General features: G+C 40.2%; 7 protein-coding genes. All 7 read left to right on the top strand.

What is annotated here, in order from left to right:
- The first annotated feature begins 12 nt into the window (after nt 1–12).
- The 7 genes from ACRD64_RS17040 (at nt 13) to ACRD64_RS17010 (ending at nt 13,617) form a co-directional block, all read left to right on the top strand.
- Nucleotides 13–1,386: a hypothetical protein gene (locus ACRD64_RS17040; RefSeq protein ID WP_430934662.1), complete on the top strand. Its 1,374-nt coding sequence runs from the start codon at nt 13–15 to the stop codon at nt 1,384–1,386.
- A gap of 142 nt (nt 1,387–1,528) precedes the next feature.
- Nucleotides 1,529–4,177 carry a GH116 family glycosyl-hydrolase gene (locus ACRD64_RS17035; RefSeq protein WP_430934661.1) on the top strand — a complete coding sequence of 883 codons (2,649 nt, stop codon included), beginning with the start codon at nt 1,529–1,531 and terminating at the stop codon, nt 4,175–4,177.
- Nucleotides 4,178–4,357: 180 nt separating this feature from the next.
- The gene (locus ACRD64_RS17030; RefSeq protein WP_430934660.1) at nt 4,358–5,692 is read left to right on the top strand and encodes a sulfatase-like hydrolase/transferase; all 1,335 of its coding nucleotides are present in this window, start codon (nt 4,358–4,360) and stop codon (nt 5,690–5,692) included.
- 32 nt (nt 5,693–5,724) lie between these two features.
- The gene (locus ACRD64_RS17025; protein ID WP_430934659.1) at nt 5,725–7,131 is read left to right on the top strand and encodes a sulfatase family protein; all 1,407 of its coding nucleotides are present in this window, start codon (nt 5,725–5,727) and stop codon (nt 7,129–7,131) included.
- A 32-nt stretch (nt 7,132–7,163) separates the two neighbouring features.
- Complete coding sequence (locus tag ACRD64_RS17020; RefSeq protein ID WP_430934658.1) at nt 7,164–8,738, top strand: ThuA domain-containing protein; 1,575 nt, start codon at nt 7,164–7,166, stop codon at nt 8,736–8,738.
- Nucleotides 8,735–11,281 (top strand): GH116 family glycosyl-hydrolase, encoded by a 2,547-nt coding sequence (locus ACRD64_RS17015; protein WP_430934657.1) that lies wholly within the window; start codon nt 8,735–8,737, stop codon nt 11,279–11,281. The genes ACRD64_RS17020 and ACRD64_RS17015 overlap by 4 nt, the downstream gene beginning before the upstream one ends.
- On the top strand, nt 11,278–13,617 hold the full coding sequence (locus tag ACRD64_RS17010; protein WP_430934656.1) for a M60 family peptidase N-terminal accessory domain-containing protein: 2,340 nt from the start codon (nt 11,278–11,280) through the stop codon (nt 13,615–13,617). Before ACRD64_RS17015 ends, ACRD64_RS17010 begins: the two co-directional genes overlap by 4 nt.
- Nucleotides 13,618–13,662: the final 45 nt, after the last annotated feature.

The raw sequence follows: 13,662 nt of genomic DNA, 5'->3' as shown, positions 1-13,662 counted from the left end.
AATTACAGACCGATGAAAACAATATCAAGTTTACTGATTTTGGGATTGCTTACTATGAGCAATGTAATTAATGCATCAGAAATAAAGATTAACTCTTTAAGTGAGTTAGCAAGATATGCTTCCGATAGTGGTAATGTAATTATTATGCAACCAGGGGTTTATCAAATGGAAGATTACCTTACTGCTGATATTGTTAAAAATACACTGCCGGATAAAGTAGGAAGATACGCTATGATTAAGTTTAGTGGAGGTAACAATACTTTTGATTTCACAGGCGTAACAATAGAAGTTAATACAAAACTTTTAAGCATTTTTAAAGCAAGGGTAACTGAGTTTTATGTACAAGGAAATAATATTCACATTAAAGGATTAACGGTTACCGATATGGGTAATCACCCAACTTTTAAAGGAGGACATTCTTTTACTGTAGCCGGAGATAATGTAAAAGTTGAGAAGGTTACATTAAATGTTAATGGTTCTTCCCCTTATGGTTATGGCGATTTGCTGGGTAAGGGTCGTGGCGCTTTGGTTCCTTTAAAAAAGCATAGCGGCATGTGTATCGAAGGCCTTAACGACACTATTGTAGATTGCTCTATCTACTCTAAATCTTTTGGGCATTGCTTTTTTGTGCAAGGAGGAAGAAATGTATATTTCGAAAATTGTTTTGCTGAGGGAGTGACCAGAACAACTGATGAAATGCTTGCCGAAAAATCAGGACCGGCTTTTGATGTAGGTTTTGCTTCAGTGTATATTAATTATAACGGAAAAAAATTAATTCCGCCGGGATATACAAAGTCATTAAATGAGTGCGGTTTTCGTATGTATGGCAAAGGTGGGGTAAATGGTATTCGTACCGGAGCGGTTACAGCAGTCAATTGTAAAGCGAAGAATACACGTATAGGATTTGCCTTTGCCAAGATTACCGGAGATGTTTTAATTAAGAATTCTGAAGCCATTGGCTGTGAAAATGCTTATAACATTACAGGAGTTCGCATTGAAAACAGTCGCGGTGATGTGGTAAATGGCCCCCTGTTGTATGTGAATAAGGGTAATGTTGCAAATGTAGAATTGTTTTTGTTACCCGCAGTATCAAACACCACAGTACACGCACTTGCCTGTATCGCTGGCAATGATCATAAGGTCACCATTAAAAAGTGGGACAACATGGCAAGGAATCAGATTCATCCAATAAAGATTGGTTCAACCCGACCACCTTCAACCAACGGTTTTTGCCCATTGGGATCGGCGCCAACCTCAGGGGTACAATTATTTAATTATACAGGGATGCCGGTAGAGCTTAATACAAAAGCTAATTACAACACCATTAATAGTAAGGGTGATGTAACCGATAACGGAGTCGGTAATAAGGTAATTTCGGTGGAATAATCAATCCTATTTAAGGTTGTGAATCTGTTTGTAAATCATGTATTACAAATTGTTTATACAATTTATAGTACAAGCTAAATCATATAGGATCTTAAAAATAACGTTTATAGATCAGGTAAATAAAAACTTAAAAATGAGAATTATGCATAAGTATTTTAAAATGAGCTTTCTGTTCACTTTGTGTTTTTGCATAACAGCTTTACAAGCGCAAACAAATAAAGACATGGATCGTGAGGAGTATAAAATCTCAAAACAAATAGGAGAGACTTTCATCTCCGATTGGCCAGTGTTAACCTCATACGACCAGGAACATATGGCCAGAATTGCCATGCCGATTGGTGGTATTGGAACCGGTACTGTATCTCTTGGTGGGCGTGGAGACCTGCGCGACTGGGAGATCATGAATACGGCAGCCAAGGGATATATTCCAACCAGTGAAAACCTTAGATACATTGGACCATTTTTTGCTTTGTTCACACGGACTACAGATGGAAACAATGATACGCGCGAGCTTGAAGGGCCTTTAGACGTATCCCTTTACGAAGGTGCATTTGGAAGCCCGGCGGTAAATCACGGTTTTCCTCGTTTTGAATCCTGTAGCTTTAAGGCGGCCTATCCCTTTGGTCAGGTACTACTTTCCGACACGCATGTACCGCTCAATGTGCGCATAAAAGCCTTTAACCCAATGATACCCGGAGATGCTGATGCAAGTGGTATCCCTATTGCAGTGATTACATACGAGTTGACGAATTCTACAGATCGAGAGGTGTTTGCATCGGTTTGTGGGAGTATGCCTAATTTCATTGGAATGGACGGATCTGTTCTGGAACCTAAAGGAAGAGGAGGGGCTTGGGTTGCAATGGGTGCAAAAGACAATAAGAATGCCTTTGAAAAAGAAAAATATGCGCAAGGAATTTTCATGAGTTCGAAAGGTGTTGATAAGGATTCTGATAGCTGGGGAACCATTGCCATAACCACTTCCAGTGATGAAAAGATTAGCTACCGTACCTCATGGAGCAAAGGAGAGTGGGGCAATTCACGCCAGGATTTTTGGGATGATTTTAGTGCCGATGGCCAACTCGAAAGCCGGGATCCGAACATTGAAGATCGGCCAATGGCTTCACTAGCTGTGGAAGTTACCATTCCCCCCAATGCCAGCCGCGAAATCACATTCTACCTTACCTGGCATTTTCCCAACCGTGCGAGCTGGACACCTGCTGATGATGGCTTCAGCAATACGCTTACTAACTATTATGCTACAAAGTATGCAGATGCATGGGATGTGGCCGAAAAGACTATACCAGAACTGCCGAATCTGGAAAGCAAAACGAAAACATTTGTTAATGCTTTTGTAAATAGTTCGTTACCTTCTGTTGTAAAAGAAGCTGCATTGTATAATACTTCTACGTTGCGCACCCAAACCTGTTTTCGTACTGCTGATGGTAATTTCTATGGTTGGGAGGGTACCAGTAATAATAAAGGGGTTTGTCATGGCAACTGTACCCATGTTTGGAATTACGAGCAGGCAACACCTTTTTTATTTGGAGACTTAGCGCGTACTATGCGTGAGGTGGAATTCGGTCACGCTACCGATAATACGGGAATGATGAGTTTTCGTGTGGGGTTGCCTCTTGAACGTGCCACCTTGTTTAACCGACCTGCTGCCGATGGTCAGTTGGGGAGTATTATGAGAATCTACAGAGACTGGCACTTGAGTGGCGACAATGAGCTATTGCGGAAACTTTGGCCTAGTGTTAAGAAAGCTGTAGAATTCTGCTGGATTCAAGGTGGCTGGGATCCTGATATGGATGGAATCATAGATGGTTGTCAGCACAATACGATGGATGTACAGTATTTTGGTCCTAATCCGCAGATGGGTATTTGGTATCTTGGCGGGTTAAAGGCTGCCGCAGAAATGGCAGATTATACAGGAGATAAAAAATTTGCGAAAACCTGCCGCCAATTATCTGATCAAGGAAGCAAATGGATTGATGAAAATCTGTTCAATGGAGAATATTACATCCATATTATTCAGCCTCCCAAAAGCCGCGAAGGTATTGCTGTACCCCTTCTAAAAGGTTTAGAGTCGAAAGATTTAGGTAATCCAGCCTATCAGCTGGGTGAGGGCTGTTTGGTTGATCAATTGGTGGGGCAGTTTCTTGCACATATATGCGGACTTGGCTATCTGACTGATGAAGCAAATGTGAAAACCACCCTCAAAAGCATTATGAAGTATAATCATAGGGACAATAGCAACTCGGACTTTAACTGCATGCGCTCCTTTGTGTTGGGAGACGAAAAATCACTGGTTATGGCCAGCTATCCGGGAAAACGTCCGCTTCATCCTTTCCCATATTTTACCGAAGCTATGACAGGATTTGAATATACGGCAGCCATTGGAATGATGTACGAAGGGCAGACTGATGAGGGTCTGACCTGCATTAAAAACATAAGGGATCGGTATGACGGACGAAAGCGCAATCCTTTCAACGAGGCCGAATGTGGGAACAATTATGCCCGTGCAATGGCTAGCTGGGGTGCGGTACTGGCCATGACTGGATTTCATTATTCTGCGGTTGATAAATCAATGTCTTTTACTTCAATACCCGGAACTTATTTCTGGAGTAATGGCTATGCCTGGGGAACTTGTACGGTCAAAGAAAATGGAGCAGAACTAAGTGTTTTGTCAGGACAAGTGGAACTGGATACTTTCTCTTTAGATGGTCTTGGAACAAAGAAGCTGAAAGGGAAAATGATTGCTGAAGGAGGGAAGTTGAATATTCAATTTTGAGAATCAATTTTCAATCATCAGGTAAAAAAAAGGATTACTGAAGCTTACGAGTGACGATACTTGAACATTGTAAATTATCTATTGATCATTGAAATGTAATATGTAAGTTTAAATTATTCATTTTCATACAAGCTATTGGGCAATTTGAAACAAATGATAAATAAAATAAATTTCAAACAAATGAAGAATATAATATCGCTTCTGATTTTATTAGTTTTAATCTCATCTTGTTGTAGTAAAACTGTTTCTACACCCAACATCGTGATAATAATGGCCGATGATCTTGGCTATGGAGGTGTTTCTTGTTATGGAAATACAACGATTAATACCCCAAATATTGATGCTTTAGCGGCAGATGGCGTGAGGTTTACTGATTTTCACTCCAATGGACCAGCATGTAGTCCTACTCGAGCTGCTTTGATGACAGGTAAATATCAACAGAGAACGGGTGTGGGTGGAGTTATTACTGCAAAAGGTCATAGAGATGTTGGTTTAAGTTTAAGCGAAATAACTATTGCTGATGAGTTCAAAAAATATGGTTATAATAGTGCAATGTTTGGTAAGTGGCATTTAGGATATTCCAAAGATTACAATCCAACCTATCAGGGTTTTGATGAATTTACAGGATTTGTAAGTGGAAATATTGATTATCATGCACATATAGATTTAGTAGGTTATCTTGATTGGTGGCAAGGAACTGAAATAAAAAATGAGGAAGGTTACAGTACTGATTTAATAAGTGACTATGCTGTAGATTATATCCAAAATAACAATCCTAATAAGACAGGGAAACCATTCTTTCTTTATATTCCGCACGAAGCCCCCCATGCTCCTTTTCAAAGACGCGTAGATAAGGCTGTCAGGAAGGTTGGTGCCCCTCGTGATATTAGGGGGGTAATTCAGGATAGTATTCCGGCAATTTATAAAGAAATGGTGGAAGTTATGGATGAGGGAATCGGTAATGTTGTAAAAACTTTGAAGGAGACTGGTCAGTATGACAATACGGTTATTGTGTTTTTATCCGATAACGGGGCAATGAGATTCGGTCATAATGGTATTTTGAGAGGTTTTAAAGGTGGAGCTTATGAGGGGGGCAGCCGTGTTCCTGCAATTATTACTTATCCTGCCAAAATCAAAAAAGGAATAGAAAATGATGAACTCGTTCTCACAATGGACTTACTCCCCACTTTATTAGATTTAATAGGTCAAAAGCCAAGTGCAGAAATCATTGATGGTATTTCTATCAAAGAAAACTTAATGTATCAAACCCAACTTCCAGAACGTGATGTCTTTTTTGCTTTTAAAAATATGAGTTTTGTTAGAAGTGGAGATTGGAAACTGATTCGGATAAAAAATAAAAAAGGTGTCAAACTAGAGCTGTATAATTTATCGGATGATATACAAGAAAAGAATGACCTGCGTATAGACTATCCTGAGCTGGCTAATAATCTGTTGAAGAAGATTGAGTTGTGGGAGGTTGAGGTAAGCAAAGGAGTAAGCGTTGTGTCGTATTAATCTTATTTTAAGCAAATTATTTCACATAATTAATGAAACGAATTGTATTTATATTCAGTGTGCTATTGGCAGTATCTTGTAGCCATAAAAACGAAGAAAAACCCAACCTAGTCATCATTTTTACCGATGATCAGGGCTATGGTGATTTGAGCTGTTTTGGAGGTGAGCATGTGTATACGCCTAATATTGATAAAATGGCTGAGGAAGGTGCCAGACTAACCAGCTTCTATGTAGCTGCCCCCTTGTGTACGCCCTCGCGAGCTGCATTAATGACGGGGTGTTACCCAAGACGTATAAGCATGGAGCCGCCTTCTAGTTTAGCTATTGAACTGCCAAATATTCCCAAAGGAAAGCGTTTTCCTGTATGCCTCGCCGCCGATGGAAATGGTTTAAATCCTGATGAAGTTACCATTGCCGAAATTGCCCAATCTGCCGGATATCGCACAGGTATGTTTGGGAAATGGCATTTGGGTGATCAACCGGAGTTTTTACCTAGCCGACAAGGATTCGAGGAATTCTTTGGTTTACCCTATAGTCATGACATTATGCCAAGGCATGCCAGACAAAAATATTTTAATTTTCCGCCTCTCCCTCTTTTGGAAGGCGAGGAAGTGATTGAATTGGATCCGGATGCTGATTATTTGACCAGAAGAATTACTGAAAGAGCTGTGAAGTTCATCAAAGACCATAAAGACGAAAACTTCTTCCTATATATTCCTCATCCCATACCACATGGGCCTGTGGCAGCTTCGGCCGAAAGTAAGAAAGAATATGCGGAAGTCTTGGCTAGCGGAATAAAAGCTTCTCCAAAAATTTATGAGAATGCGATTTATGAGATTGATTGGTCTGTAGGCCAAATCTTGGCTACCCTAAAAGAACAAGGAATCGATGATAATACGATTGTACTTTTTACAAGTGACAATGGAGCTGGTGGAGGTAGAAAACTATCTAATAAACCTTTATCAGGAGGTAAAGGAAAAACCTTAGAGGGTGGAATGCGCATGCCTACTGTAATTCGCTGGCCAGAAAAGATTGAAGCTGGCAGTGAATTTGACCAATTGATAACGGCTATGGATGTACTGCCCACGTTTGCTAACTTAATAGGAGCTAAAATGCCCGAAGACCGAATCATCGACGGAAAGGACATCATGCCCGTACTTTTGGATGGTGCAGAAAGTCCGCATGAGTACTTTTTCTATTCCCATTGGGGAACTTTGGAAGCGGTACGATGGAAAGACTGGAAACTCCGCATCATTAATGGGGAGGAGTCTCTTTACAATCTGAAGACTGATATTGCAGAGCAAACCAATCTCAAGGACCAACATCCTGCCATTGTGGCGCAACTGAAAAAGGCGATGCTTGAATTTGATAAGGAAGTAACTAAAAATGCTCGTCCTGCAGGTCATGTGGAAAATCCTGTTGCATTGACCATTAAATAGATAATAACCAAAGGAATAATTGAATTCAAGAAATGAATTGGAGATATATAAGATCTTTTTTCGCAATGGTGTTTTTTGTGTTTATTACACAAAATGTGCATGCACAAACAAAAATAAGAGTGCTCAATTTTCAGGCAGACAACGGTTTTCAGCATAAGTCAAAACAAGCCGGACTGGAAATGATTGAACATCTGGGCGAAATCAATAATTGGGAGGTGCATACATCCATTGATACCTCGGACATAAGCATGAAAAAGTTAAGCTCTTTTGATGTAATTGTTTTCAACAACAATTGTGGAAATAAAGGGCGGATTTTTTCAGATGCACAGCACCGTGTTCTTCAAAATTATATTCGCAGTGGAGGTGGATTTGTTGGAATTCATTGTGCAGGAGCCATATGGAAAGAAGGTGGTGAATTTCAGTTATGGTACGAGAAATTAGTGGGGACAAGCTTGGTAAAACATCCTAAAGTTCAACCAGCGAAATTAATTGTAGAAAATAAAGAACATATATGCACCTGCCATTTACCTGATGAGTGGATGGTAACCGATGAATGGCACACCTTTTCCCACAACCCCCGTAATAATGTGAATGTACTCATCTCGCTTGATGAATCTTCGTACGAAGGTTCACCCAAAATGGGAGGTGACCACCCTTTTACCTGGTATCAGTATTATGATGGAGGTCGTTCGTTTTTCACCTCTCTTGGGCATACCATTGATATTTATGCCGATGAGAATTATCAAAAGTTGGTTCAGGGAGGGATTATATGGGCATCGGGTATGGCAGATAAACAATTAAAACTACCTGTAGCCGAAGGTTTGATGCTTGATTTAGATGCAGATTACGGCATATCTCTTGAAAAAGGAAACCGAATTAGTTCCTGGAAAAATCAAGTTGGAGAAACAGTTGTTAAATCGTTTGATAAACAAGATAAAGGTAGAATAGAAGCTGGCTCAGGCATGCCGCGTTTAAAACTAAATGTGCCAGAACTGAACGGTCATAACTCGGTGGTATTTCATCGCCAGGAAATGGTGAACGAACATGAGGATGCTTTTGACCATTTAACGACCGGAAGTGGGTATACATGGTTTGCTGTGATTTCGGTTTATGAGCAGGTACAGGGTAAACCCGGCGTGAACGCTTTTTTCGGAAATCTACGAAATACTAATGTGGATAAAAAAGGCCAGTACGAAGGTCTTTGGGCCGGTTTAAGCGACGAAAATCAGATGTGGACAGGTGCTAGAAATGCGCTTCAAAAGGGATTGTGGAATGAAAACAGTCCTCATGTCTTGTATGATCAACCACTGGAAGCATCTCGCTACTACCTCGTAATGGGAAGAATGGGTTCAGGAACGGATAAGGTGCCTATAGAGCTCTTTATTAATTCAAATGAGCCGGTTGCCAGTGAAGTGTTTCCTGTAAACACAAAGGCAAATCCTTCAAAAATGGTGATAGGACAGGAACGCGATGCCACAAATCATCCCGGAGTAGAATCCTTTGATGGCGAAATAGCCCGGTTTTTAATATTTGACCATCCCTTATCCGATGATGAAATAATTAATGTAATGAAATATCTGGAGAAAAAATATAACATACAATTATGATACGAAGATTAACATACGCATTAGCAATATTATTATGTATTGCAGGAAGTTTATTTGCACAACAAACCAATGATTGGCCCGTGCTAAAAGCTTATGATCAAGAGCATACAGGACGTATAGCCATGCCTGTTGGTGGTATTGGAACAGGTACCGTATCCTTAAGTGGTTATGGGGCGTTGGTAGACTGGGAAATTATGAGTCGCCCGGCTAAGGGTTTTAATCCTCAATATGCTGGTGTAGGAGTAATTAATCGTGCGCCATTTTTCTCCATTTATATTAAAGAGGAAAATAAAGAAGGTCAGGCAGTTCTTATGGAAGGCCCGGTTCCTGACTACTATGACGAAGGATTTTATGGATCTAAAGCACCTAACCACGGTCTGCCGCGATTTGATGAGGCTACATTCCAAACAGCTTACCCTTTTGGTCAGGTATTACTACGTGATAAAAAACTACCGGTTGAAGTAACAGTAGGCGCTTTTAATCCGTTGATTCCTGGTAATACCGATGAGAGCAGTTTGCCATTAGCAGTTTTGAGTTATAAAGTAAAAAATACAAGTAGCAAAACAATCACTATTTCCTTGGCAGGTAACATCCCCAATTTTATTGGTTTTGATGGTAAAGAAGGAAAAGCGTATCCAAATGTAAATACCTATAAAGAAGAAAACGGATTAATGGGTATCCATTACACGGCTGGTACGGATGTAGATACAAGCACTACGCAATGGGGAACCTTTAGTTTAACAACCAATTGTAAAGGTGAAGTTTCGTACCGTACATGTTGGAAACCAGGAGAATGGGGTAATAGTACACTTGAGTTTTGGGATGACTATACCGATGATGGTGTATTGGAAGAGAGAACATCCGAGCAGAAAAGTAATATGGGTTCTTTGGCTCTAAAAACCACGCTTGCTGCGGGAGAAGAAAAAGATATTCGCTTTTATGTCACATGGAATTTTCCAAACAGAAATGGCTTTAATAATAAGGAGAATGTAGGGAACTATTACGCTACTCAATATAACGATTCTTGGGAAGTTGCTCAGAAAGTAATACCTAAAATTCCGGAATTGGAAGAAAAGACAAAGACTTTTGTTAATGCTTTTATTAACAGCGATATTCCGCCTATTATTAAGGAAGCAGCTTTGTTTAACCTGGCACACTTTCGCACCCAACTGGCTTTCAAAACTAAATTTGGTTATTACCATGGCTGGGAAGGAATAAAAGACAACGAAGGTAGTGGAACGGGCACTTGCACACATGTATGGAACTACGAACAAACAATCCCCTTTTTATTTGGCGATGTTGCACAAAATATGCGTGAAGTAGAATTTGCCTACGCTATGGACGATAGGGGAATGATGAACTATCGTATTAATCTTCCTCTAAAAACTAAAGGAACGAGTTTTAGTTTGGGTGCAGCAGATGGTCAGATGGGGTGTATTATGAAATACTATCGCGAGTGGCAGCTTTCCGGTGATGATGCCTTCCTGAAAAAGAACTGGTCCAGTGTAAAAAAAGCAATGGAATTCTGCTGGATACCAAAGGGCTGGGATCCTGACAAAGACGGAGTAATGGAAGGGAGTCAGCACAACACCATGGATGTGGAATATTATGGTCCAAACCCTCAAATGGGATTCTGGTACTTGGGTGCATTGCGTGCAACCGAAGAAATGGCCAATTATCTTGGAGAAAAAGATTTTGCAAAAACTTGCAGGTCCTTGTACGAAAATGGTTCAGCCTGGATGGATAAAAACCTTTTTAACGGCGAATATTATATTCAGGAAATCGTGCCTCCCATGCATCTCGACAGTATTGCCAATGGCCTCATCCGTGTAAAAAGAAGGTTAGTAGCCGATGATCCTCAATATCAACTTGGTGAAGGTTGTTTGGTTGATCAATTGGTGGGACAGGTAATGGCGCATATCCTTGATTTAGGTTACTTAACTGATAAGGATAACATCACTAAAACCAATGAATCTATTCTTAAGTATAACTATCGTGATAACTTGCTGAAACACCCGAACTTCATGCGCTCATATGCATACAAAAATGAATCTGCCTTATTAATGGCAGATTATCCGCGTGTTCGACCAAAGCAGCCATTCCCATATTTTACCGAAGTAATGACCGGATTCGAGCATACCGCTGCAGTAAGTATGTTATATGAAGGTCAGACAGAAGAAGGCTTACGTACCATTCAGGATATTCGTAATCGTTACGATGGTAAAAAACGTAATCCTTTTAACGAAGCAGAGTATGGTCACCATTATGCGCGCAGCATGATGGCTTGGGGAGGTGTAATTGCTACAACTGGATTCCAGTATTCAGGGGTAAAAAAAACAATGCGTTTTACTTCTAAACCAGGAACTTATTTTTGGAGTAATGGCTACAGTTGGGGTACCTGTGAGGTAAAAGATGGAGAAGCCATTTTAAAAGTACTATATGGCCAATTGGAATTAGATAGTTTTTCGTTAGAGGGGCGAGGTACAAAGAAAATCAAAAGTAAAACGATACATTCAACAGAAAAAATAAATATTAAGTTATGAGACTAATTTTTATTCTGGGTCTAATACTAAGTTTGAACACTATTGGTCAAAATCAATTGTTCAGCGCCAATAATGCAACGAACAAAAGCCTTTTAGTTCATAACAATGCGAATGTCCTCCTGACCGATACCAAGACTCATTCGCTTAAAACCGGATCCTCTGAATTTATCGCCTCAATAAATAGTTTGAAAGATCATGTAGCCGGCACCGCAACCTTAACCGCAAATGAATTAAACATTGAGAAACTGACGTTGGAACAGTATATGGAGGTATTGGAAAATGATGTGTATTCTATTAAAGCAGCTTTTGAACTTGTTGCGGCTTTTGAAGCCAAATATGGTGGATTATTTACAAAAGGAACAACTACGGAAGGTGGTTTTTTAAGGTCGGCAAGTGGATTTGAACTGGAGAATGTGATGCTGGACCTTCAACAAGGGCTTATAGATTACGCCTATACGGAGGATAATTTAGTCAATAACACTTCGCTTTTTGAAAATGTGAAGTTTGAAACATCTTCATTCTTCCCGGGGTCGGTTGACGCTCCTTCTAATCCGAATATCAGCTATACGGTACAGGTTAATGGTACCCACATGCCCGTTTGGGGTTCCCAACCCAATTATGTGACCGAAGATGCCCGGAGACCTACCGGATGCTATCTGGCACCTGGTAGTATCGCCACAGTTACCGTTCCATCATCATTGCTTGGAACAGGGGCTAGCCTAATTGTAGGGGCACATAGCTGGGATTTAAGTAAAAAGTCACAGATTAAACGAATGAATCGTATCTCAAAGCGATATGAGATCCATTCTACCACTATCACCATTGCCAATCCGCTTGGAGGTGGAATTTATATCAACATTCCTTATGAAAAAGATCTCGGCCTCCTGGAAATCACATTGGAGAACGTTGTTAGATCACCTTTTTATTCACGTACAGCAGCTAACCAGACTTCGCTTTCAGATTGGCTAAACACGGAACGTTCCCATCCGGCACCCTGGGCCGACTTTGAAACCGAAAAATTTATGATGCAGGTTCCCACCGCATGGATCTATAATATGGACGATCCGGTAACATTAATGAACGAATGGGACCAATCAATGGATGCGGTTTCTAAACTGCATGGTCGCCCCTTCATCAGAGCCAAAACAGGGTTGTACGTGCAGGTTGATGTTATTCTGCGTGGTAGTGCAAACTACCCCGGCTACCCTCAGTCTAACCATGCCTATAACCCTTACAATACCCATACGGCAGGATATTATTCAGGCCATCCTTTAATCCAGGGCCCACGTTATAATAAAAGTAATTTATACGTTGTTTTTCACGAATTGGGGCATGCCGAGAAGATCCCTAAGTTTTCCGGTGAGTTAGAGTCCTACATTAACTTCTTATGGGTCGCAGTTCAGAATAACAAATTTGATGTGAGTCTGGATCAGGCTTTCCAGGAGTCTTTTGCACCGAATTTCAAGATGACTATCGACCAGGCAGCCATAAGTTGGATGATTACAGAAAACTTTAGAAACGATAATCCCATGAGGGATATAAGCGGTGGAAAAGAAGGCGCATATCAACATAGAGGCTATGGTAAGTACGCTGAAATTGTACGACTTTTTGGTTGGGAAGCCCTGGAAGATTTTTATTCTTCCGTAAGTCAGGATGCTGAAAATGGGATCACCTATTCCATCAATTTTGACCCTACAGATAGCAGAATATTAAGGATGTCAAAAGCAGCCGGTGCAGATCTAAGACCATTGATACACTTTTGGGGGGTACATCCCCTCAGCTTTAATGGGCTCGAAACATCAATTAATGCAGACACCTCCATACATAAATCATCAAAAATATTCGATCAGTTGCAATATTATAAAACTATTATTCCCAAGACCAATACGGATTTTCAAAACTTCGGGTTAAAACATTTTTCTGAATCTAAAATCAACAACTATTCAGGATCCAACATCTGGTCTTATCAAGAAGGTTTCTATAAATACTGGTGGGATCTTTACGATGAAGTGGAGGCCAATGCAGCCATTAAAGAGATTGATCATATTATAAATATTTATTTCCCGGAAGGAAAACCAGGCGATTCCTCTCAAATAACACCCTACCCTAAAACGGATGATGTTAGTGTATACCCCACTTTATTTAAGGATCATCTTATTGTTGAGGTGAAGAAACCTGGTAATATATATATCTATAACCAACTTGGTGTCTTAATGATCAAAGAAAAAGTTAAGGGTAATACCACTATTTCTACCCAAAATCTTAATTCTGGCATTTATATTATGCACCTTGACTTTCCATCCGTGAACACGACAATTAAACTTGTAAAACAATAAGAACGAGGATACTTTTTGAAAATGTTTGATAGCTAAATCTTAAAA

Source organism: Saccharicrinis sp. 156, from assembly GCF_050589685.1.
Taxonomy (GTDB): Bacteria; Bacteroidota; Bacteroidia; order Bacteroidales; family Marinilabiliaceae; genus Saccharicrinis.
Note: the sequence above shows the minus strand (reverse complement) of the source record. Positions and strands in the feature narration are given on the sequence as shown.

Excerpts from the sequence above, each read along its gene's own strand:
- ACRD64_RS17010 (WP_430934656.1), top strand. The coding sequence starts at position 11,278 with ATGAGACTAATTTTTATTCTGGGTCTAATACTAAGTTTGAACACTATT.
- ACRD64_RS17035 (WP_430934661.1), top strand. The coding sequence starts at position 1,529 with ATGCATAAGTATTTTAAAATGAGCTTTCTGTTCACTTTGTGTTTTTGC.
- ACRD64_RS17015 (WP_430934657.1), top strand. The coding sequence starts at position 8,735 with ATGATACGAAGATTAACATACGCATTAGCAATATTATTATGTATTGCA.
- ACRD64_RS17030 (WP_430934660.1), top strand. The coding sequence starts at position 4,358 with ATGAAGAATATAATATCGCTTCTGATTTTATTAGTTTTAATCTCATCT.
- ACRD64_RS17025 (WP_430934659.1), top strand. The coding sequence starts at position 5,725 with ATGAAACGAATTGTATTTATATTCAGTGTGCTATTGGCAGTATCTTGT.
- ACRD64_RS17040 (WP_430934662.1), top strand. The coding sequence starts at position 13 with ATGAAAACAATATCAAGTTTACTGATTTTGGGATTGCTTACTATGAGC.
- ACRD64_RS17020 (WP_430934658.1), top strand. The coding sequence starts at position 7,164 with ATGAATTGGAGATATATAAGATCTTTTTTCGCAATGGTGTTTTTTGTG.